This window comes from Pseudomonas sp. BIGb0558, from assembly GCF_024807515.1.
Classification (GTDB): domain Bacteria; phylum Pseudomonadota; class Gammaproteobacteria; order Pseudomonadales; family Pseudomonadaceae; genus Aquipseudomonas; species Aquipseudomonas yamanorum_A.
The window spans coordinates 140,729-162,556 of the sequence record NZ_JANUEW010000008.1 but is presented as its reverse complement, the minus strand read 5'-3'; the positions used below and the strand labels follow the sequence as shown (position 1 = coordinate 162,556).

At 60.3% G+C, this 21,828-nt stretch carries 26 protein-coding genes; 23 read left to right on the top strand and 3 right to left on the bottom strand.

Features of this window, described 5'->3' with window-relative positions:
- The first annotated feature begins 26 nt into the window (after nt 1-26).
- Nucleotides 27-1,121, top strand: a complete 1,095-nt coding sequence (gene apbC / locus M2400_RS13315) for an iron-sulfur cluster carrier protein ApbC (protein WP_259196982.1) — start codon at nt 27-29, stop codon at nt 1,119-1,121.
- 496 nt (nt 1,122-1,617) lie between these two features.
- On the opposite strand, the gene fdxA is transcribed toward apbC, so the two are convergent.
- From fdxA to M2400_RS13300, 3 genes are all read right to left on the bottom strand, one after another.
- Entirely contained in the window at nt 1,618-1,941 is a 324-nt protein-coding gene (gene fdxA, locus M2400_RS13310; RefSeq protein WP_259196980.1) for a ferredoxin FdxA, read from the bottom strand.
- A gap of 142 nt (nt 1,942-2,083) precedes the next feature.
- Nucleotides 2,084-4,675 carry a DNA mismatch repair protein MutS gene (mutS, locus tag M2400_RS13305; RefSeq protein ID WP_259196978.1) on the bottom strand — a complete coding sequence of 864 codons (2,592 nt, stop codon included), beginning with the start codon at nt 4,673-4,675 and terminating at the stop codon, nt 2,084-2,086.
- A 274-nt stretch (nt 4,676-4,949) separates the two neighbouring features.
- Nucleotides 4,950-5,186, bottom strand: coding sequence for a hypothetical protein (locus M2400_RS13300; RefSeq protein WP_177079718.1), 237 nt, complete (start codon nt 5,184-5,186; stop codon nt 4,950-4,952).
- Nucleotides 5,187-5,402: 216 nt separating this feature from the next.
- Between M2400_RS13300 and M2400_RS13295 the strand changes: the two genes are divergently transcribed.
- From M2400_RS13295 to M2400_RS13190, 22 genes are all read left to right on the top strand, one after another.
- Complete coding sequence (locus M2400_RS13295; RefSeq protein ID WP_177046861.1) at nt 5,403-6,137, top strand: XRE family transcriptional regulator; 735 nt, start codon at nt 5,403-5,405, stop codon at nt 6,135-6,137.
- A 595-nt stretch (nt 6,138-6,732) separates the two neighbouring features.
- Nucleotides 6,733-7,071 carry a phage holin family protein gene (locus M2400_RS13290; protein WP_177115577.1) on the top strand — a complete coding sequence of 113 codons (339 nt, stop codon included), beginning with the start codon at nt 6,733-6,735 and terminating at the stop codon, nt 7,069-7,071.
- Nucleotides 7,072-7,093: 22 nt separating this feature from the next.
- Complete coding sequence (locus tag M2400_RS13285) at nt 7,094-7,609, top strand: hypothetical protein (RefSeq protein ID WP_177046857.1); 516 nt, start codon at nt 7,094-7,096, stop codon at nt 7,607-7,609.
- A gap of 3 nt (nt 7,610-7,612) precedes the next feature.
- Nucleotides 7,613-8,221 carry a phage baseplate assembly protein V gene (locus M2400_RS13280; RefSeq protein WP_177115579.1) on the top strand — a complete coding sequence of 203 codons (609 nt, stop codon included), beginning with the start codon at nt 7,613-7,615 and terminating at the stop codon, nt 8,219-8,221.
- A gap of 12 nt (nt 8,222-8,233) precedes the next feature.
- A complete protein-coding gene (locus M2400_RS13275) occupies nt 8,234-8,566 on the top strand; it encodes a phage baseplate protein (RefSeq protein ID WP_003208675.1) in 333 nt (110 codons plus the stop codon).
- Entirely contained in the window at nt 8,563-9,558 is a 996-nt protein-coding gene (locus M2400_RS13270; protein ID WP_259196970.1) for a baseplate J/gp47 family protein, read from the top strand. Before M2400_RS13275 ends, M2400_RS13270 begins: the two co-directional genes overlap by 4 nt.
- On the top strand, nt 9,555-10,184 hold the full coding sequence (locus tag M2400_RS13265; protein WP_259196968.1) for a phage tail protein I: 630 nt from the start codon (nt 9,555-9,557) through the stop codon (nt 10,182-10,184). Before M2400_RS13270 ends, M2400_RS13265 begins: the two co-directional genes overlap by 4 nt.
- Entirely contained in the window at nt 10,185-12,308 is a 2,124-nt protein-coding gene (locus M2400_RS13260; protein ID WP_259196966.1) for a phage tail protein, read from the top strand.
- A gap of 2 nt (nt 12,309-12,310) precedes the next feature.
- Nucleotides 12,311-12,946, top strand: a complete 636-nt coding sequence (locus tag M2400_RS13255; RefSeq protein WP_177046850.1) for a hypothetical protein — start codon at nt 12,311-12,313, stop codon at nt 12,944-12,946.
- Between the two features lie 99 nt (nt 12,947-13,045).
- Nucleotides 13,046-13,219, top strand: coding sequence for a hypothetical protein (locus M2400_RS13250; protein ID WP_008433539.1), 174 nt, complete (start codon nt 13,046-13,048; stop codon nt 13,217-13,219).
- 2 nt (nt 13,220-13,221) lie between these two features.
- Nucleotides 13,222-14,388 (top strand): tail protein, encoded by a 1,167-nt coding sequence (locus M2400_RS13245; protein ID WP_003208663.1) that lies wholly within the window; start codon nt 13,222-13,224, stop codon nt 14,386-14,388.
- Nucleotides 14,388-14,894 carry a phage major tail tube protein gene (locus tag M2400_RS13240; RefSeq protein ID WP_177046846.1) on the top strand — a complete coding sequence of 169 codons (507 nt, stop codon included), beginning with the start codon at nt 14,388-14,390 and terminating at the stop codon, nt 14,892-14,894. Before M2400_RS13245 ends, M2400_RS13240 begins: the two co-directional genes overlap by 1 nt.
- A gap of 166 nt (nt 14,895-15,060) precedes the next feature.
- Nucleotides 15,061-15,642: a phage tail assembly protein gene (locus tag M2400_RS13235; protein ID WP_177079722.1), complete on the top strand. Its 582-nt coding sequence runs from the start codon at nt 15,061-15,063 to the stop codon at nt 15,640-15,642.
- Between the two features lie 128 nt (nt 15,643-15,770).
- A complete protein-coding gene (locus tag M2400_RS13230) occupies nt 15,771-17,195 on the top strand; it encodes a tail tape measure protein (RefSeq protein ID WP_259196958.1) in 1,425 nt (474 codons plus the stop codon).
- Nucleotides 17,195-17,578 (top strand): phage tail protein, encoded by a 384-nt coding sequence (locus tag M2400_RS13225; protein WP_177121910.1) that lies wholly within the window; start codon nt 17,195-17,197, stop codon nt 17,576-17,578. The genes M2400_RS13230 and M2400_RS13225 overlap by 1 nt, the downstream gene beginning before the upstream one ends.
- On the top strand, nt 17,571-17,783 hold the full coding sequence (locus M2400_RS13220) for a tail protein X (RefSeq protein WP_177046838.1): 213 nt from the start codon (nt 17,571-17,573) through the stop codon (nt 17,781-17,783). Before M2400_RS13225 ends, M2400_RS13220 begins: the two co-directional genes overlap by 8 nt.
- A 9-nt stretch (nt 17,784-17,792) precedes the next feature.
- A complete protein-coding gene (locus tag M2400_RS13215) occupies nt 17,793-18,803 on the top strand; it encodes a contractile injection system protein, VgrG/Pvc8 family (RefSeq protein ID WP_259196956.1) in 1,011 nt (336 codons plus the stop codon).
- 57 nt (nt 18,804-18,860) lie between these two features.
- The gene (locus M2400_RS13210) at nt 18,861-19,445 is read left to right on the top strand and encodes a hypothetical protein (protein ID WP_177046834.1); all 585 of its coding nucleotides are present in this window, start codon (nt 18,861-18,863) and stop codon (nt 19,443-19,445) included.
- A complete protein-coding gene (locus tag M2400_RS13205; RefSeq protein ID WP_177046832.1) occupies nt 19,442-19,624 on the top strand; it encodes a DUF2635 domain-containing protein in 183 nt (60 codons plus the stop codon). Before M2400_RS13210 ends, M2400_RS13205 begins: the two co-directional genes overlap by 4 nt.
- Nucleotides 19,624-21,120, top strand: coding sequence for a phage tail sheath subtilisin-like domain-containing protein (locus M2400_RS13200; RefSeq protein ID WP_177079726.1), 1,497 nt, complete (start codon nt 19,624-19,626; stop codon nt 21,118-21,120). The genes M2400_RS13205 and M2400_RS13200 overlap by 1 nt, the downstream gene beginning before the upstream one ends.
- Nucleotides 21,121-21,184: 64 nt before the next feature.
- Nucleotides 21,185-21,532 carry a phage tail tube protein gene (locus tag M2400_RS13195; RefSeq protein ID WP_010170089.1) on the top strand — a complete coding sequence of 116 codons (348 nt, stop codon included), beginning with the start codon at nt 21,185-21,187 and terminating at the stop codon, nt 21,530-21,532.
- Nucleotides 21,529-21,825 carry a phage tail assembly protein gene (locus M2400_RS13190; RefSeq protein WP_010170087.1) on the top strand — a complete coding sequence of 99 codons (297 nt, stop codon included), beginning with the start codon at nt 21,529-21,531 and terminating at the stop codon, nt 21,823-21,825. Before M2400_RS13195 ends, M2400_RS13190 begins: the two co-directional genes overlap by 4 nt.
- The last annotated feature ends 3 nt before the right edge of the window (nt 21,826-21,828 follow it).

The window sequence follows — 21,828 nt, the reverse complement described above, 5'->3', positions numbered from 1 at the left end:
AGTCAGTCTTTTTTCGGGAGTAGCCCATGAGCGCCGTCAATCGCGCAGCGGTGGAAGCCGTTCTTCGCCAATACACCGACCCCTACCTCAACCAGGACCCGGTCAGCGCCGGGTGCGTACGCGCCATCGACGTGCAGGGCGACAAGGTTTCGGTCCAGCTTGAGCTGGGCTACGCCGCAGGCCTGTTCAAGAGCGGCTGGGCGCAGATGCTGCAAATGGCTATTGAAGGCCTGGACGGCGTCAGTTCGGCCAAGGTCGACATCCAGTGCGTGATCGCCCCGCACAAGGCCCAGGCGCAGATCCCGGGCCTGGCCAACGTCAAGAACGTGGTGGCCGTGGCCTCCGGCAAGGGTGGCGTGGGCAAATCCACCACCGCGGCCAACCTGGCGCTGGCTCTGGCCCGCGAAGGCGCACGCGTCGGCATTCTCGACGCCGACATTTATGGCCCCAGCCAAGGCGTGATGTTCGGCATCGCCGAAGGCACCCGGCCGAAGATCAAGGACCAGAAATGGTTCGTGCCGATCGAGTCCCATGGTGTTGAAGTGATGTCCATGGCCTTCCTGACCGATGACAACACGCCAATGGTGTGGCGCGGCCCGATGGTTTCCGGCGCCTTGCTGCAACTGGTCACCCAGACCGACTGGGGTAACCTGGACTACCTGGTGATCGATATGCCGCCAGGCACCGGCGATATCCAGCTGACCCTGGCGCAGAAAGTGCCGGTGGCTGGCGCGGTGATCGTCACCACGCCGCAGGACCTGGCGCTGCTGGATGCCCGCAAGGGCGTGGAGATGTTCCGCAAGGTCAACATCCCGGTGCTGGGCGTCGTGGAAAACATGGCGGTGCACATCTGCTCCAACTGCGGCCACGCCGAGCATCTGTTCGGTGAAGGCGGCGGCGAGAAGCTGGCCACCCAGTACGGGGTTGAACTGCTGGCGTCGTTGCCCCTGTCCATGGGGATTCGTGAGCAGGCTGACGGCGGCAAGCCAACGGTCGTCGCCGAGCCCGACGGCCAGATTGCCATGGTCTACCAGGAACTGGCCCGTCACGTAGGCGCACGAATCGTCCTGCAGGAAGCCGCGGCCCAGGCGATGCCGACCATCACTGTCAGCGACGACTGACCCACCCGATGGGAAAAAAGCCTCGACTGCGTCGGGGCTTTTTCTTGTCTGGCGAACACGCAGGATGCGCTTGTTACCCTTTTGCGTAATTGCTGGTGTAAGCATTCACTTACTTTTTCGTAAGCGTTTGGGTTTTTTCGCTGGTGCGGACGTCTCGAATCGGCCGTCTATAATTCTATCTAATTGAAATATAACAATTATTTATTCGTGTCTGAACATCGAAACCTGTAGTCCAGCGATTTGGATCCCGTTGAACTTCCCCGGGAACTCTCTAAGATCAGCCCTGTGTCCACGGATTGACACAGTCATCACGGAACGATGATTCAGGGAACCTCGCAGGATGCGATTCATCAGGACGATGAAAAGGAACACAGGGACTAGGGAAAAAATGTGGGCGGGTCATACCGCCCCTTTTTTTTGCCTGTAGAAAAGTGAAACCCGCCCCGCAGAAATGCAAAAAGGCCCGCAAGGGGCCTTTTGGAGGGCATCGACGCGATCAGCGCTCGAGGTCTGCAATCTTGTCTTTTTTGCCATCCCACTCTGCCGCATCCGGCATCGGGTCTTTGCGCTCAGTGATATTCGGCCAGATTTCCGCCAGCTCAACGTTCAACTGAATAAATTCCTGCATCTCTGCCGGGACTTCGTCCTCGGAGAAAATCGCGACGGCCGGGCATTCTGGCTCACACAGGGCGCAGTCAATGCACTCGTCCGGGTGGATGACCAGGAAGTTCGGGCCTTCGTAGAAGCAGTCCACCGGACACACTTCTACGCAGTCGGTGTACTTGCACTTGATGCAGTTGTCGGTGACGACGAAGGTCATTTCTAATTTTCTCCTCAGGCGGCGGCAGCGAAACCCTTTGTGGCAGGGCTCGCGAGGTTCGGGAGCGATAGTCTGCAGGCCAGGCTAAAAGCCCGCAGCATCCCAAACCGCGCGAGAGTCTACCAGCTTGCAAGCGTCTGCGTTATATCCGAGTCTTAAGTGCATATAACATTTCGAGCGCTTTTCGCGGCGTCAAGTCGTCCAGATCAAGTTTAGCCAACTCATCCAGTACTGGATGAGGCAGGCTGGCGAACATGTCGCTCTGGTGCGGCGTGCTCGGTTTGTTGCTGGCTTTGGCCGGGCTGGCCACGGGAAGCTCGTGGGGCAGGGCGGTTTCTTCCAGGCGGCTCAGGTGCTCGCGGGCGCGGGTGATCACCTCCGCCGGCACACCCGCCAACTGCGCTACGGCCAGGCCGTAACTCTGGCTCGCCGGGCCGGGCAGCACATGGTGCAGGAATACGATGCGCTCGTTGTGCTCGGTGGCATTGAGGTGAACGTTGGCCACCAACGGCTCGTTTTCCGGCAGCACGGTCAGCTCGAAATAGTGCGTCGCGAACAGCGTATACGCCCGCAGGTGCGCCAACCGCTCGGCTGCGGCCCACGCCAGGGACAGCCCGTCGAAGGTGCTCGTGCCGCGTCCCACTTCGTCCATCAGCACCAGGCTGCGCTCGGTGGCGTTGTGCAGGATGTTGGCGGTTTCGCTCATCTCCACCATAAAGGTCGAACGGCCACCAGCCAGGTCATCACTGGAACCGATCCGGGTGAAGATGCGGTCCACCAGGGACAACTCGCAACTGGCCGCCGGCACGAAGCTGCCGATATGGGCCAGCAACACGATCAACGCGGTCTGGCGCATGTAGGTGGATTTACCGCCCATGTTCGGACCGGTGATCACCAGCATGCGGGTGTCGTCGTCCAGCGACAGGTCGTTGGCGACGAACGGCGTGGTCAGAACCTGCTCCACCACCGGGTGGCGGCCTTGCACAATGCGCATGCACGGCTCGCTGACAAACCGCGGGCAGTTCAGGTCAAGGTTCAGGGCGCGCTCGGCCAGGTTGCTCAACACATCCAGTTCGGCCAGGGCGGCGGCGGTGTCCTGCAACGGCGCCAGCTTGTCGATCAAGCTTTCCAGCAACGCTTCGTAGAGCATCTTCTCCCGAGCCAGGGCGCGGCTTTTCGCTGACAGCGCCTTGTCTTCGAAGGCTTTCAGTTCCGGGGTGATAAAGCGCTCGGCGCCCTTGAGGGTCTGGCGGCGCTGGTAGTCGATCGGCGCCTGCTCGGCCTGCTTGCTTGGCAACTCGATAAAGTAGCCATGCACACGGTTGTAGCCGACTTTCAGGTTGGCGAGGCCCGTACGGGCTTTTTCACGGGCTTCCAGGTCGATCAGGAACTGCCCGGCGTTCTCGCTCAGGGATTGCAGTTCGTCCAGTTCGGTGTCGTAACCGGTCTTCAACACGCCACCGTCACGGATGATCGCGGGCGGGTTGTCGATGATGGCTTTTTCCAGCAAGGCCGCCAGGTCCGGGTAGGTGCTGGTGGTGACTGCCAGTTGTTGCAGGTGTGGCGCTTCCAGTTCGGTCATCGCCGCTTGCAGTTGCGGCAGGGCGCCCAGCGCGTCCCGCAGGCGCGCCAGGTCACGGGGCCGCGCGTTACGCAGGCCGATCCGCGCGAGGATCCGCTCGATGTCGCCGATTTCCTTGAGCTGCGGTTGCAGCTTTTCAAAGCGGTAGCGGTCCAGCAGGCAAGTAATAGAGGTTTGGCGGGCTTGCAGCACCGTCAAATCCCGCAGCGGACGGTTCAGCCAGCGGGTCAGAAGGCGGCTGCCCATGGCGGTCTGGCAACGGTCGACCACCGATTGCAGGGTATTGTCGCGCCCGCCGGCCAGGTTGGTATCCAGTTCCAGGTTGCGACGGCTTGCGCCATCCAGCACCACGGTGTCGTCCAGACGTTCATGCCGCAGGCTGCGCAGGTGTGGCAGGGCGGTACGCTGGGTTTCCTTGGCGTAGCTGAGCAGGCAACCGGCGGCGCCGATGGCCAGGGTCAGGGTTTCGCAACCGAAGCCCTTGAGGTCTTGCACGGAGAATTGCTGGCACAGGCTTTTCAGTGCCGAATCACGCTCAAAATCCCACGGCGCGCGGCGCTTGGTCCCACGACGACGTTCCGCCGGCAGGTCCTTTGGCCAGTCATCCGGAATCATCAGTTCCACCGGGTTGACGCGCTCCAGTTCCGCCAGCAGGTTTTCCCAGCCCTTGATCTCCAGCACCGTGAAGTTGCCACTGGTGATATCCAGCACCGCCAGGCCGAACAGGCGTTCGTCCCCCAATACCGCAGCGATCAGGTTATCGCGACGCTCATCCAGCAGTGCTTCATCACTCACCGTGCCCGGGGTAATGATGCGCACCACCTGACGTTCTACCGGGCCCTTGCTGGTAGCCGGGTCGCCGATCTGCTCACAGATCACCACCGATTCGCCCAGCTTAACCAGCTTGACCAGATAGCCTTCCAACGAATGGTAAGGAATCCCACACATCGGAATTGCCTGCCCGGCCGACTGCCCGCGCGCGGTCAGGGTGATGTCCAGCAACTTGGCGGCCTTCTTCGCGTCTTCATAGAAGATCTCGTAGAAGTCGCCCATGCGGTAGAACATCAACTGATCAGGGTGCTGGTTTTTCAGGCGCCAGTACTGCTGCATCATCGGGGTGTGGGAGGACAGATCGGAGGTGTTTTTACTCATTGGATAGTTGGCAAATTCGTTGAAAGTGATGGGGCAAAGGGGGCGCTTGGCCCAGCATTTTTTGCAATGGGCGCAAGGTTAACACGCGAGGTCGGGGCTTCGCAGTTCACAAACGGATAGGTAAAAACTAAACGGAGGGAGGTGCCTATTGCCAGCTGGTTCAGGATGAACATTGTAACTGTGGCGAGGGAGCTTGCTCCCGTTGGGCTGCGCAGCAGTCCCTTTTTTGGGGACCCCTCTGCGCCCCCTCGTGGGCAAGCTCCCTTTCAACGCATCAGCGCTTCATGGAGTCACACTGCGTGCGCAAATTACTGTCGCTGATATAGCTGCAAGAACTTCCACCCACCTCTGCATTACAGGCGGCACGCAGATCGGAGTTGCTGATGTAGGAGCAACTGCTGCCGCTTTGCTTGGCATTGCAGTAGTTACGCTGATCAGAGTCAGTGATGTTGGAGCAGTTGGCGAAGGTGTAACCGCTGAACATCAACAACATCGCAAGCACGAATCTCATTACTTTCTTCCTTGGTTTACGCGGACGCAGCCTGGCACTGATTGATTCAATCTCGACGAGTATTTCGATGAGATATCAAATTGACATCGCTTTGCGCAGAAGTTCCTCGGCTGTATAGGGAGGTTTTGCATGAGAGACATTAAAACTCACCGATAACGCATAAAATATGCAAATTAGCATTTGCCAAGCATCAAAACTGCCTGCACTATCCGCGTTATGCAAAAACGCAACGTTTCTATCGTCTTAAGAGAGCTGCTGGACCGCGACCGGATCTCCCCCACGGAGCTTCACCGGCGTACCGGCGTGCCTCAATCCACGCTGTCCCGGATCCTCAGCGGCAAGATCGTTGATCCGTCGGACAAGCACATCTCGCGCATCGCCGATTACTTCCAGGTCAGCACTGATCAGTTGCGCGGGCGCGCGGCGCTGGTGCCGGCGCGGTTGGAGGAGCGCGACCCGATGCATTCGGAACTCAAGGACATAAGCCTGTGGGACGACGACACACCCGTTAATGATGACGAGGTGTCGATCCCCTTTCTGCGCGAGGTTGAATTGGCTGCTGGATCAGGAAGATTCGTCATCGAGGAAAGCGAGAAGGCCAGCCTGCGATTCGGCAAGCGCAGCCTGCGGCATAACGGTGTGCAGTTCGACCAGGCCAAGTGCGTGACGGTGCGCGGCAACAGTATGTTGCCGGTGCTGCGTGACGGCGCGACCGTAGGCGTCAACGCCGGCAAGTGTGGGATTGGTGACATCGTCGACGGCGATTTGTATGCCATCAACCACAACGGCCAGCTGCGGGTGAAACAGCTCTATCGCCTGCCTTCCGGGATCCGCCTGCGCAGCTTCAACCGTGATGAACACCCGGATGAGGACTACAGCTTTCAGGACATCCAGGAAGAGCAGATCAGCATTCTCGGTCACGTCTTCTGGTGGGGCATGTACGCCCGCTGATCCTTCTGCGTAAGACAAAGCCCGCCAATGAGCGGGCTTTTTTTCGCCTGCGCAAAACCACCAAACCCCGTACCTATAAGGCCATGAATGCACCCATGCATATATCGAGTAAAAATAAATGCATTTGTGCATTGACTGTATATGCATACATGCATATTCTCCATCTCAAGCCAGCCAAGAAGGCCTGGTGGAGGCGGCAAGGATGCTGCCAAGGAAGACAAGGACGTTACGCAACACCGGCAAGGACGCCATCGAAGCGATGGCACGGATGCCAGGCAACACCGGCAAGGATGCCGACGCTCTTTAGTTTCAAACCGCTTCAAGAACAGGCAGCGATGAACCGGCCTTAACGGTTCAGAGGGTTGGCAACTGGCCCGGGTGTGCAGCGTAAAGCACCAGAAGCAGTTATCCGGCAGACAGGGATCGTGGTCGGAAAAACATTGAGGAAAGGTCCGTACCGCGCCAATAGCGCCGAAAGACCGAGGACATCATTACTGAAAAGCCCGGGCAACCGGGCTTTTTGGAATGCCTACCTATAAATGGAATTACCCAAGACCCGGCACTGCGCCGGTAATGCTCAGCCAGGAGGCGTGACATGACAAACGAGCAGCAAGCGTTAGCGGAAATGCCTATCTGGCTGGTGATCGTACTGGCCCTGATCGGCGGTGTTTCCGGCGAAATGTGGCGCGCCGACAAGGAAGGCGCCCGTGGTTGGTCGCTGTTGCGGCGCCTGGCCCTGCGTTCCGGGGCCTGCATGGTGTGCGGGGTATCAGCCCTGATGCTGTGCTACGCCGCCGGCATGTCGATCTGGACGGCCGGCGCCATTGGTTGCCTGACCGCCATGGCCGGCGCCGACGTGGCCATCGGCTTGTATGAGCGTTGGGCGGCCAAGCGCATCGGCGTCAACGAAGGCTCTGGCCGGGACCCGCAGTAACCGTTGCAAGGACGCTACTTAAATGACCCTCATCGAAAAACCTTCCCAACTGCCCCAGGCCATCAGCGAGGCGCTGCATATTGCCTTTCCGGACCTGAAGGTCGGCAATCACCAGGATTTTCAGGGCCCCGGGGATAACACCGGTGTGTTGATCACCGTCGAAGGCAATGGCCCGGGTATCCGCTCCCGTGAAGGGCGCAAGGCCCATGCCCTGGGGATTTCACTCAAGGCCATGGTCGCTCCGGGTGCATTGCCGTTTGATGCCTGCGACCTGGCCAGCCAACTGATGGACCTGGTGCTGGATAACCGCTGGAACCTGCCGCAGGCGCAATGCGATTTGCCCATCAATATCGTCGCTGCACCCTCAATACGGGCCACCGCAGAAACGGACTACGACACCTGGGCTGTCACCTTCACCCAAACCCTCTATATCGGACCGCCGTTGCTCAACGATCCCACCGGCAAGCCTCTGTTTGCCTGCACATGGGAAGTCACGGACATCGACGACCCCGACCAATACAAACCCCTGGCGGAGTAGCCCATGTTCGACGCGCTGTTACGCATGCAACTGGGCCCGATCATCGAGCGCCTGGCAGAAATGGAATCCCAACTCGAAGACCTCTATCGCCGCGCCGAAAGTTTCTGCCGCATCGGCGTGTGCCAGGAGGTCGACGCCGCCAGTAATACCTGCAAGGTCAGCCACGGCGACTTGCTCACCCCGGCGATTCGTTTTTTCAACCCCAGTGCCGGAGAGCAAACCGAAACCCGCCTCCCTTCCGTGGGCGAGCAGTGCTTGTTGCTCAACTACGGCGGCGGGGAGGGCGGGGCGCAATCGGTGGCGTTGTTCGGCTTGAACAGCGACCGTTTTCCGCCGGTCTCCAGCGTCCCGACGCTGACCCGGCGCCGCCATCAGGACGGCACGCAAACCGACTATGACGACGCCAGTCATACCTTCAACTGGGTCAATGGCCCTACCACGCTTGTCGGCTCCCGCGAACAGGTCGATCTCAAGGTCGGCCCCGCCAGCCTGACGATGAGCGCCCAGAGCATCTCCCTGCAAGTCGGCGGCACCAACCTGTTGCTGGATGCCGGCGGCGCGCACTTCAGCGGCCCGGTGGTGGACCACCAGGGCCGGGTCATCAGCCCCTGACAAGGACATCCCATGATTGGAATCGATCGGAACACCGGGGCGGCCGTCGATGACTGGCTGCAATTCGTACAGCGCGCCACCCGAGCGCTGACCACGCCCTTGGGCACCCGCCAGAAGCGCCCGCTGTACGGCTCGATGATCCCGCAACTGCTCGGGCAGAACCTCGGCGACGACCTGCTGATTCTCGCCCAGAGCCATGCCGCCCAAGCGTTCTACAACCCACAGAACGGCATCGCCGACTTCGAGCCGCAAGTCATCGTCGCCAACCGCCAGGGCGCCGGCCTGTTGTTGCGCTTCGCCGGCACCTGGAAAAACCGCAAACAATCTTTCGAGGTGGTGACATGAGCATGCTGATACCCGGCCAGAACCAGTTGGCCGAGCCGGCGATCATTGCCGTCGATGAGTTCGAACCGTTGCTGGCGGAGTTCAAGGCGTTTGTCGTGGATTACGTCGCTACGCGTGCGCCGGAAAATGCGGCCAAGCTCAAGGTCAGTCTTGAGAATGAAAGCGAGCTGTTGACGTTGGCACTGGAGGCCTTTTGCGTTCGCTTGCAAACCCACGAGCGCAAATACAACGCCCGAATCAAGCAGATGCTGGCGTGGTGGGCCACCGACAGCAACCTCGATGCCCGGCTTGCCGACATGGGCCTGGAGCGGCAGGTGCTTGATCCCGGCGATCCGGCGGCTTTCCCGCCAGTGCCGCCGACGCTGGAAAGCGACGATGACGCCCGCCTGCGTTATTACCTCGCGCCTCACGCTCCGGCGGCGGGCTCGCGGATGCAGTATCGCCGGGAGGTTTTCACCCTGGGTGAGCGTCCGTCAGTGAAAGTACAAAGCGCCACGCCCGGGGTGGTGACGGTCACTTATACCTTCGACCCGGACGGCTACGCGGCTCGGGTCAAGGATGGCAACGGCCGCCGAACTGCACCGGGTGAAGTGATGGTGACGGTCTTGGCCCGAGACGGGGATGGCACGCCACCTGCTGATCTGCTTGACGGTGTGCGCCGGCATTTCGCCCGGCCTGATGTGCGGCCGGAAACGGATCTTGTCACGGTGCAGGGTGCACAGATCCTACGTTACAAAATTCGCGTGGTGGCCAAGATCAACGCCGGCCCGGACTCCGGGCTGACCCAAGTGGCCGCGCAGCAGCTGCTGCAAACCTACGCCGAGTCTTGTCATCGCCTGGAAGGGCGGGTGGACCCGAGCTGGATCGACTACGCCATCCACTCGGCGGGCGCTGCGCAATTGCAGATCCTTGAGCCGCTGGAGCCGATCGTCACCACGGCGTTTCAGGCGCCGTACTGCACGGGTGTCGAGGTGGAGGTGCGCACGCTATGAACGAGCCAAAAGGCAGTTTGCTGCCTGCCAACAGTTCTCCGTTGGAGAAGGCGCTGGACTTGGGTTTCGGGCAGTTGCTCGATCGGGTGACGCCACCCTTTCCCGCCTTGATGAACCCGCTGCTAACACCAGTGGACTTCTTACCGTACCTGGCGGCAGATCGTGGTGTTACTGAATGGAGTTCCAGTGCTCCTGAGGCTGAAAAGAGGGGCACGGTGAAGCTCGCTTGGCCGATCGCTCGCCAGTCCGGTACACGGAAAGCGCTGGAAAACGCCGCTACAGGCCTGCAGTTGGTCCCGCAGGTTCGCTCGTGGTACGAGCAAACGCCAATCGGTGCGCCTTACAGCTTCTCAGTGAGAGCGTTCACAAGCCTGGCTTACAGCGAAGAAATGGACGCTCGACTGGACCAGCGATTAGCCGCTGCAAAAAGCGAACGCGACATCCTGTCGGTCTCTGTGGGATTGAGCGCATTTGGTACCCATTCCATCGCTGCCGCGACGGTATGTGGCGAACTTACCATTGTCCATCCGATTGTTATCGACGGACTGAAAGCCGCCGGCAACGCATTCTCTGCCGCCGGCCTTTATAGCGTCGAGACGCTCACTATTTATCCTCAGAGGTTCTAAATGGCCGACTTTTATACTCTTCTTACCAATGATGGAATTGCCTACGAAACTGCCTGCAAGGCCGCTGGGCTTCCGATCAAGCTTGCACAAATTTCGGTTGGTGATGGCAACGGCGCTGTCTATAACCCGGATGCGACCGCCAAAGCATTGAAGCGCGAGGTATGGAGGGGGCCATTGAATGCCCTTTTCCAAGACGAGAAAAATCCCAGCTGGCTCCTGGCAGAGGTGACGATTCCGTCTGATGTCGGTGGGTGGTATGTGCGCGAGGCGGGTATCTGGACCGATAACGGCGTGTTGTACGCCATCGTCAAGTACCCGGAGTCGTTCAAACCCGTACTGGCGACATCTGGGTCGGGCAAAGAGTTTTACATCCGTTCGATTTTCGAAACGAGTAATGCGTCCCTGGTGACATTGTTGATTGATGACACCGTCGTCAAGGCAACTCGGGCGTGGGTCGTTGATTATCTCGGCGACGAGCTGGCCAAGCTTGATAGCAAGCAGTCGGTTCGTGTGGCGGCTACGGCAAATATCGTCTTGAGTGGCGCGCAGCAAATCGATGGGGTTGCAGTGATTGCTGGCCAACGCGTACTGGTCGCAGGTCAGACGTTGGCGAAGGACAACGGTATTTATATTGTTGCCAATAGTGCCTGGTCGCGCTCGATGGATGCCAGCTCCAGTCAAAGAGTCTCTCCTGGACTTAGCGTCATTGTTGAAGAGGGCGCTGCCTATGGAGGCTCTTTGTGGCAGTCGGTCAGCAAAGGGGTTATCGCGTTGGGCTCCACCCCGCTGGCATTCGAGATGCTGGCGGGAAGGAGTGGTGTTCAGGCGGGCACCTACAAAGTCCTGACTGTCGACAAATATGGTCGAACCATAGGCGGCACGAACCCTGGAACGTTGGCTGAGATGGGCATCAGGGATGCCTATACGAAAGATGAAATTGCGTCGATGTTCGGGAAACTGACCGATGAGTCGAAGTTGCCCCTAAAAGGCGGAACTATGACTGGCGCAATCAGCGCAGAGTTTTCTGGCATGGGAGGGGCTTTTGTCGATTGGCAAAAACGTATCCCCGCCCTCCAGATTAACTGTCCGATCAACTCGTATAGTTACTCTATTTGGAAGGGGACGATGTGGGGGGAACGTCATCTGGCGTCCATGGATGTTTACTCTGGTGGTACTTCGACCTCGCTCCCGGTAGTAGCACTTCATATGGGGGCTGTGCCGAGCGCTTTCCTATTTGAAGGCCAAGGTAACTTGACCATCAAGGGCGCCTACCTCGGCGAGGGTAGCCAACTCCTAAACCTTAACGCGAACGCCCTGACTCAGGGGACCGTACCTGCTGCACGACTGCAAGGTTCCTACAATATTGATGTGTCCGGAAACTCCGGAACAACCTCCCGGCTGGCGACTCCACGCCAAATCAATGGTGTGTCATTCGATGGCACGGCCAACATCGCGATTTCCGACAACTCCAAGTTACCCACCACGGGTGGCTTGATGTCAGGCACCGCCAGCTTTGAGCTACCTGACATGGGCGGGGGATTTGTCGCATGGCGAGGCCGCTCTCCGGCTGTGCAGATCAATGCGCCGGCAAACTACTTGGCATACCTGGTGTGGCGGGCAACGTGCTGGAATGAGCGACACCTAGCGGCAATGGAGGCTTATTCCGGCGGAACCAGCACCTCGCCGCCACAGGTCGTCACTCATGTGGGCGGCACGAATAACGCCATGACCCTTACCGAAGGGGGGCATTTGTCGATCTCAGGCATCTATAGCGGCAACGCCGCCGGCCTGACAAACCTGCCGCCGGCCACAGCCGACGTGCCGGGAGCCGTGCTTAAAAATACGGCCTCACTTGGGCCCAATGGTTGGTGGAAGTGTGCCCAGACGGGAATGATCAAGCAGTGGGGAATTACCTTGGGCGCTTCGGATACCGTCACCCATCGCAGTTTTCCTATCGCGTTCCCCAATCGGTGTGCATCGCTTGTAGCAAGCCGGACGAGTCTCTTTTACTCCGATGCCGCAACGGGCACTAATACCTTGATCGTCAGCAATACGCAGTTTTCGGTTATTTCCGGGCCGTTCAACTCACCTGATGATATTTACTGGGAAGCCACAGGCTACTGACTATGACGATTTTCTTTCATGCCCAAACATTAGGTTTTTACGATACCCGAGCCCATGGCGAGCGGACACTTCGGATCCCCGATCCGACGTGGGAAAGGCCTATGGTCAACATTCCGGATCCCGCTTGGGAAGTTGATCCCAACGCCCCTGAAGCGCAACGGCCTACCGTTGGCATTGCAGATGTCACGGCAGAACCACCCTTGATTGAAGTGGCAAATCCGGACTGCTGCCTGCCGCTCGCAGGAGAGCTGCGGGAAGTCAGTCTTGAAGAGTACCAAGCACTTTTCGCAGCTCAAGCCTCTGGCAAAGTGATCGGGGCCGATGGTAATCGCCCCATTATTTTGGAACCGCCCGAATTGACGTGGGAACAGCGCAAGCTTGAGTGTGTTGCGGTAGTTCGGGCGTTTCTGGATCAGACGGCCAAGTCCGCAGGATATGACGATATCAAGAATGCGATTAGCTATGCCGATGAGCCGGCAGTACCGCGCTTTCAGGCTCAGGGCCAGGCCTTCCGTTCCTGGCGGTCGCTGTGCTGGGCTTACTGCTATGAGCAGTTTGATGCCGTCGAGCAGGAGACGCGCGAGGTGTTCAGTCCGCAAGATCTCGTTTCTGAATTACCACAACTAGCACTTCCTTAAAAAGAGCGTTAGCAGATCGCCTAACGGCCCCATGTTCCATTCTCGTGACAGTCACACAAAACCGCCTTGGCGGTTTTTTTTTCGCCTGGAGATCCACCTATGGCCAATCGCCAAACCTACACCGTCCTCATTCCATTCCCCACCGGCAACGGCCACTGGTCTACCGCCGGCGAGGAACTGGAACTGCTGGACGTCGAAGCATCCGCCCTGCGCACCGCTGGCCGCCTGGAACTGACCAGCGTCCTCAACTCCACCCCGAAGAAGGCTGACTGATCATGGCTGAGGTTTTGAACTTCGAGCACAACGGCATCACCGTGAACGCCACCGAATCCCCCGAGGCCATGGGTGGCCTGGGCGATAACGTCATCGGCCTGGTGGGCACTGCCCCCAACGCCCATGCGTCGATTCCGAAAAACGCCCCGTTCCGCATCAACAGCTTCACCACCCAGGCGCTGCTGGACCCTACCGGCGCTGAAACCGGCACGCTGTTCCACGCCGTGTACCAGATCCTCAAAGTGGTCAAGGTGCCGGTCTACGTGGTGATCGTCGACGAGGGCACCACCCCGGCCGACACCATCAATAACGTAATCGGCGGTGAAGAGCCGGTCACCGGCCGCAAACTGGGCCTCGCCGCCCTGGCCAGCGTCCCCGAAGACCTGACCATCATCGGCGCCCCTGGCTTCACCGGCACCAAGGCCGTGGCCGGCGAATTCGCCTCCTTCGGCAAGCGCATCAAGGCCCGTGTAGTCCTGGACGGCAAGGACGCTACCGTCGCCGACCAGGTGACCTACAGCGGCGAACTGGGCGGTGCCGACCTGGGCTTCGACCGTTGCCTGCTGGTGCACAACATGCCGTCGGTGTACTCCAAGGCGGCGAAGAAAAACGTGTTCCTGGCGCCGTCGTCCCTGGCCATCGCGGCACTGGCCAAGGTCAAGCAGTGGGAAAGCCCGGGCAATCAGGTGACCTTCGCCGAAGACGTTTCCCGCGTGGTTGAGTACAACATCCTCGACACCTCCACCGAAGGCGACCTGCTCAACCGCTACGGCGTGAGCTACTACGCCCGCACCATCCTCGGCGGTTTCTCGCTGCTGGGTAACCGTTCCATCACCGGCAAGTTCATCAGCTACGTCGGCCTGGAAGATGCGATCAGCCGCAAGCTGGTCAAGGCCGGCCAGAAAGCCATGGCCAAGAACCTCACCAAGTCGTTCATGGACCAGGAGGTGAAGCGCATCAACGACTGGCTGCAAACCCTGGTGGCCGACGAAACCATCCCCGGCGGCAGCGTGTACCTGCACCCGGAATTGAACAGTGTCGAGAAGTACAAGAACGGCACCTGGTTCATCGTCATCGACTACGGCCGCTACGCGCCGAACGAACACATGATTTATCAACTCAACGCCCGCGATGAAATCATCGAGCAGTTCCTGGAGGACGTTCTCTAATGTTTACCAACCGAGTCAGACAGGCCATTGCGGCCACCCTTCAGGGCTTGCCGTTGTCGGCTACCGTCAATTCCTTCACCCCGCCGAAGATTGACTTCGATATGGAACTCATGACCGGCGGGCGCTTCATCGCCGAGGAAATGGCCAAGAGCGCCAAAGTGCTCAACGCCACACTGGAGCTGCAAGGCGCGGGTCCGGAAATCATGCTTGCCCTGGGCGTGCGCCTGGGCGACGACATTTTGCTGAACGTGCGCGAAGCCGGTCAGGACCAGGACGGCAAGACTTACTTCACCTATCACACCATCGGCGGCAAGCTGAAAACGCTGACCGAGGCACCGGTGAAGATGGGCGATAAACCCACCATCACCCTGGAGTTCTCCTGCCGCACCTACAACCGCCTGGAAAACGGCATCCCGGTGATCGACATCGACGTGCGCACCCAGAAATTCGTGCTCAACGGCGTCGACATCCTCGGTGATGCCCGCCGCGCGGTGCTGATGCCGTAAGCCCCTTGCGATTTCTGTAGGAGCTGGCTTGCCTGCGATGCAGGCGACTCGGTGTATCCATTGCACCGAGGCGATGCCATCGCGGGCAAGCCCGGCTCCCACAGTGATCGCGTTCGCCCCGAGAGGTGCGGTGCTTTTCAACAACGTTCGACCAAGGAATTGACTCATGGCCTGGATGCCTCCGCTGCACATCCTGCTGTCCCCGATCACCGCCGACACCGGCGCGACAATCGAGCAGGTGCAACTCAAGCCGCTGTACTACGCCGCGCAAAAAGACGCGCTGGCCCGGGCCGGTGATGACGAGGATGACCAGTTTTTTGAACTGGCGAAACTCGCCACCGGCCTGTCGGAAAAAGAGCTCGACCAGCTCAAGCGTCCGGACTACGTGACCATCGCCCAGTACGTGCATGACATGTCGACCCGTCCGGCCTCGTTCTTCCTGGACGCAGCCCGCGAGCCCAGCGATTCGGCCACCACCGAGCAGGTGAAACTGCTGCTGCCGCTCAACGCCGCCGGCCGCACCCTGACTGCAGTGACCCTGGAAATGCCGGCCCTGCGCGCCACCAAAGTGATGAAAAAACTCACCACGGCCAAAGAGCGCGCTGAGTTCATCACCGCCCATTGCTCCGGTCTGATGATCCCCGACCTGGCGGACCTCACCGTGCCCGACTGGACCGAACTGCAGGAGCGCATCGACGATTTTTTAAATCAACCGGCGGCCTTCTTTCGGAGCGCGACATCGAAGTAATCCTCGACGTCGTGCCGCTGGTTTACTCGGTAAACGAAGCGGAAATCCTGGACTGGGAAGTCGGAAAAGCATTACGCCGCTACGACATCGCGATCACTCGCCTTGGCGTCAAACAGGAGTAGAGCGGGATGCAAATGAACTACACACTGGCGTTTGCCGGGCAGACGTATGACCGAGAGCTTTCAGCGGACCTGTCACCGGCGGCCCAGGATTTGACTGGACCCTCCTCCCTTGATGCGGTGCCTACCTGGCAGACGGATCTTGGCCTGGCGCTGGCCAATGCCAGCCTGGAAATCAACGGCTTGGCCTTGGAGCAGGTGCGGCTGCGCGAGACCCTGGAAACCCTCAACAGCACGTTGTTCATTAACGGGGGTTCGCTGGCGACCAAGACGGCTGATGCCGCCGTTGGCGCGCCGAAGAGCGAGCAGAAGGACCCGGCAACGGCCTCTGATTCCTGGGTGGACAAGGGCCTCAAGGCAGGGGCGGATCTCGGGAAGGATTTGGGTTCGAGCCTGTGGGATACGGTCAAGACCCGAGTGGCCGGCAATGTGGTCGATGTGACGCTTGGCAAGATTCCGGGAGTTGGGAAACTGTTCAAGGACGGGGGGCTCGATAAAGACAAGGACAAGGGCGGCGACAAGCAATGTTGCCCTGGCACCGCCGGCCTACTTGAAACGGCGGCTGCACAGATACCCGAAAGCGTTGGAGAGACGGCCCGGGAGAAAGACAAAGCTCGCACCCCCGGGAATATGAAGAAGCGACGCGTCAAGCTTCCCAAACCAGGACAAACGGTTCCACGTGGACCGACGGCAGCCGTCGATGGCAAGTTGGCGGATATCAAGCCACAACGCCTTCCTCCCTTGGCAAATGCCACGCCCCAGCTCAATGCGATGGGCCAGCCGCTTGCTCCGTTCTCGGCCAAACAGGCGGCTCAGGCGTCGCCCCATCTCCCTGGCAATTCGTTTGCCTCCTACGCGGCGCCGCCGGCAAACCGGCGTATGGCGCGCGGTGCAGGCAAAGGTCTGGCCGCGAGTTTGTCGGGAGCGTTTGCCAAGCTGGAATCGGCAGGCACCCGCCGCCTCGGCCCGTTGAAGTACGTCGACACCGCGATGGATGTGGTCCAGGGCGTACGCAATGGCGACGCAAAAGCTGTTGCCTCCGGCCTCAGCACCGCGGGCGGCGCCTGGGCAGGAGCCTCCGCCGGAGCCGCGATCGGGACCCTGATTTTCCCCGGTGTCGGTACTGCTGTTGGCGGTGCAATCGGTGGTTTGCTTGGCAGTGAGGCGGGTGCCTGGCTCGGTGAAAAATTGTTCGGGCCAAGTGATCGTCTGCCAGCGCCGAATGCGGTGAGCAAGGAACTCAACAGTGCCCGCACGGACAATGTCCAGGTCACGATTGCCCCGAGTATCCAGATCACCGGCGTCAACCCCGCCGACGCTCAGCAAGTCGTCAACCAGGTGATTCAGGCCCTGCAATTCCAATGCATGCCGATGGTCACTGATTCCCTTGGCATCCGGCGCAACGCGGCACTGGCCGACCCAGGAGGTGATTGATGCGACAACAAATGGTACTCGGCGATTTCATCTTTGGCCTGTCCCGGGGCTTTACCTATTCCTCGTTGGTGCGTAACAGCGACGGCGGCTGGAGTGACCTGACGATTATTGCCAGCAAGCCCCAGTCGCGACAAAACGGTCAGAAACTGGAAAAACTCACGTTCAGCGGCACGGCCATGTACGCCGTCGGCATGCAGCGCCTCGACGAACTGCGCGCGCTGCAAAATGCGCGGGTGCCGTTGCCCCTGGTCGATGGTATCGGGCGCAACTGGGGCCTGTGGCGGATCAATACTGTCGTGGAAACCCAGGGCAATGTGATCGATGACGGCACCGCCATGGTCATGACCTGGACCCTGGAACTGGAGGAATTCGTCAATGCGTAGAGCCCGAAGTATTGCCGGTGATTCGGTCAACCTGTTGCTCTATCGCGAGCTAGGACGATGCGATGACGCAGCTGAAGAAACCCTTTGGCGCCAGAACCCCGGCCTCGCAGAGTACGGCCCGGTGTTGCCAGCCGGTGTGTGGGTAAGTGTGCCCGAACTGGAGTCGCGGCCAACGGCCGTGCGCCCCGTTTCGGCTTGGGATTAAGGAGGCAGCATGGCCCAGGGATTTACCCCGATCGTGGAGTTTTACGGCGCCAATGCGGCGCTGCTCAATCAACGCCTGATGCACTGGAGCCACACCGACGCGGCGGGCATTGAGTCCGACCGACTTGAACTGACCCTCAATATCGAGGGCCTGGAAGGCCTGCCGAGTCTCAGTGGAAAAATCGGCTTGCGAGTCGGGTACCAGGAGTCGGGGCTGGTGGAAAAAGGCGAGTTCGTCGTCACCCAGCGAACCCCGGTGCTGTTCCCCATGCGCCTGATGATCGTCGCCACGGCGGCGCCCTTCAGCGTGGTCGACCAAACAGGCTACCGTCAGCGCCGATCTGCCAGTTATGGGCCGACGACCTTGGGGACGTTGTTTCGCCAACTGGTGGGTCCTCACGGTTATTCACCCCGTGTGGCGCCGTCTTTGGAAGGGATCGCGATTCCCCATATCGACCAGTCCAACGAAAGCGACATGGCCTTTATCACACGCCTCGCCAAGCGTTACTGCGCGGTCAGCAAGCCGATCAACGAGCTGTATGTGCTGGCTGAAAGTGGTCAGGTCAAATCGCTGTCCCTCCAGCAACTGCCGGAAGTGAAATTATCCATCACGGCTGACAACCGCCCCGGTGACCAGGCCTTTATCACCGCCAGGCTCGATGAGAAATCCCGGGCGAAATACGAGGGTAGCCGCGTCACGTGGTGGGATGCGGCGGCGGGCAAGCAGCGCGTGGTTCAGGTCGGCAATGCCCCGTTCAAAACCTTGCGCCAACGCTGCCAGAACGAAGCGGAAGCGCGTGCCGTGGCCGAAGGTGAGCTGCGCCGCGTGGGCCGTGAAGATTTGCAGTTGCTGATCGATTGCCCCGGCAACCCGTTGCTATCCGCCGAAGGCTTGCTGCTGCTGGATGAAACCTGGCCGTCGTACATGCAGGGACGTTGGTCGATCAGCAAGGTGACTCACGTTGGCGACCCGGCGACGGGGTATCGAAGTTCGATTGTTGCTGGCGGGTTGTCTGTCTAGCCGCGCCCCCTCAACCAAACCCGCTCCCGAGCGGGTTTTTTATTGCCCGGTGAACCCATGAAGATCACCCCGTTACTGAATCACCTGCGTGATCACTGCCAAGGCTTCAACCAACAGATCCATGCCGGCCTTGATCTCGATGCCCTGCAAACCCTGCCTGACGCACCTGCTGCGGTCATCACGCCGATCGCCGACGAAGCCGCTGCCAACAGCTCACAAAACACCACCCGACAAACCCTGCGCGAGCATTTCGGCGTGGTGCTGGTACTCGATCTGGCGGACGGCCAACAAGCCATGGCGATGGACCAACTCCACGCCCTGCGCGCCGAAGTCTGGCGTGCCCTGGTGGGTTTCAGGCCCGAGCGTTTCTACGAACCCATCCAGTACGAAGGCGGCGACTGGCTGCTGTTGACGAAAACCCGCGGGCTGTACCGGCTGCGCTTTTTCGCCGAGTTCCAACTGGGACGCAACCTCAGCACACAGCCAGCCGAAACCTGGCCCGAGCTTGAGCTGGACGCTTTGCCGTCCTTCACCGGGGTGACGGTGCGGGTCGATGCCATCGACCCGGCCGACCCCAATCTGCAACGCCCAGGCCCCGACGGGCGCCTGGAAATGACCTTTTCTGCCGAGGTAAAACCATGAGCAAACGCATCACCGTACTGCCGGTTTCCGGCCGTGCCGTACCTGACCCGGAGGCGGGCGATCTGCTGCCGGCCGAAGGTCGCGAAGTCCCGGACAACGCCTGGTGGCGTCGACGTCTGGCCGATGGCGACATCACCACCAAAGCCGTCAAGGCGGCAAAACTACAGGGAGCCAAATAATGGCGATTGGATTCAGTCATATTCCGGCGGACATTCGTGTGCCGCTGTTCTACGCCGAGATGGACAATTCGGCGGCCAATAGCGCGTCGTCGGCCTTGCGCCGGCTGATCGTGGCCCAGGTCAACGACAACGTCACCAGCCCGGAAATCGGCAGCCTGGTGCTGGTGTCGAGCGCGGCCATGGCCAAGCGCATCGGTGGCCAGGGTTCGATGCTGGCGTCGATGTACGAGACGTTCCGCAAGAGTGACCCGGTGGGCGAGATCTGGTGCCTGCCGCTGCACAGCACCGAAGGCAGTGCCGCCAAGGCGGATCTCAAGCTGACCGGCACCGCGAACCAGGGCGGCATTCTCAGCCTGTACGTCGGCGGCACCCGGGTTCAAACGACTGTGATCAATGGCGCCACGGCAGCCGTTGCCGCCACCGCCCTGGCGCTGAAAATCAACGCCAGCGCCGACCTGCCGGTCAGTGCGGTAGCCGCCGATGGCACTGTCACCCTGACCGCCAAATGGACCGGTGAGAGTGGTAACGACATTAGCCTGCAGCTCAACCGTTTGGGTCAGAGTAACGGCGAACAAATTCCCGACGGTCTCACCGCCGTGATCGGCAAAATGGCGGCGGGCGCCGGTGTGCCGGACCAACTCGCAGCGCTGGCGGCACTGGGCGACGAGCCGTTTGAATTCATCTGCATGCCCTGGGCCGACACCACCAGCCTCAATGCCTGGCAGGCAGTAATGGATGACAACAGCGGTCGCTGGTCGTGGGCCAAGCAACTGTTCGGCCACGTCTATACCGCAAAGCGCGGCACCATCGGCACTTTGGTGGCGGCCGGGCAAGGGCGTAACGACCAGCACGTGACCATCCAGGCCATGGAGCCGGGTGTGCCGCAACCGTTCTGGGTTCAGGCCGCTGCATTGGCGGCGCGCACCGCGGTGTTTATCTCCGCCGATGCCAGCCGTCCGACCCAAAGCGGCAGCCTGCCAGGCCTCGACCCGGCCGACGCCAGCGAGCGCTTCACCCTGACCGAGCGCCAATCGCTGCTCAACTACGGCATCGCCACGGCTTACTACGAAGGCGGCTACGTGCGCATTCAGCGGGCGATCACCACCTACCAGAAGAACGCCTTCGGCCAGGCGGACAACTCCTACCTGGACAGCGAAACCCTGCACCAGTCGGCCTTTATCGTGCGCCGCCTGCAAAGCGTGATCACCAGCAAGTACGGGCGCCACAAACTCGCGGCTGACGGCACGCGCTTTGGCGCCGGCCAGCCGATCGTGACCCCGAGCACTATTCGCGGTGAGCTGATCGCCCAGTACGCCAAGCTGGAACTCGAAGGCCATGTGGAGAACGCCGAACTGTTCGCCGAGCACCTGATTGTCGAGCGTGACAGCCAGGACCCAAGCCGGGTCAACGTGCTGTTCCCGCCCGATTACGTCAATGGGCTGCGGGTGTTTGCGCTGCTCAACCAGTTCCGTTTGCAGTACGACGCGGCGGTGTAACCCCCGCGCTTTTCGCAACTGATTCCAGCCCGCCGCGTGCGGGCTTATTTTTGGGAGAAACATCATGGGTCAACTGATTGCGGGCACCTGCTACGTCAAAGTGGACGGCGCTCAACTGACCATCAACGGCGGCTGCGAAGCACCGTTGATGGCCGTCAAACGGGAAACTGTGGTGCCGGGTTTCTATAAGGAAACCGACATCACCCCGTCCTTCAAAGTCACCGCACTGCACACGCCGGACTTTCCGCTCAAGCAGCTGATCGCGGGCACCGACATGACCGTCACCTGCGAATTCAACAACGGCAAAGTCTACGTGCTGGCCGGTGCCTACCTGGTGGAAGAACCGGTGGCCAAGGGCGACGATGCCGTGATCGAGCTGAAATTCGAAGGCATCAAGGGGACCTGGCAATGAGCGATACGGTGAAGCTGCAAGTGGCCATCGAGGCCCACGGCGAGCCACTGGCCGAACTCACCCTGCGCCGCCCGACGGTGCAGGAAGTGCGGGCGATCAAGGCGCTGCCGTACAAGATCGACAAGGGCGAAGACGTGAGTCTGGACCTCGACGTGGCCGCCAAGTACATCGCGGTGTGCGCGGGTATTCCGCCGTCGTCGGTCAACCAACTCGACCTGGTGGACTTCAACGCGCTGAGCTGGGCCGTCGCCGGTTTTTTCATGAGTGCGGCGCAGGCACCGTCGCCGAGCTGATTG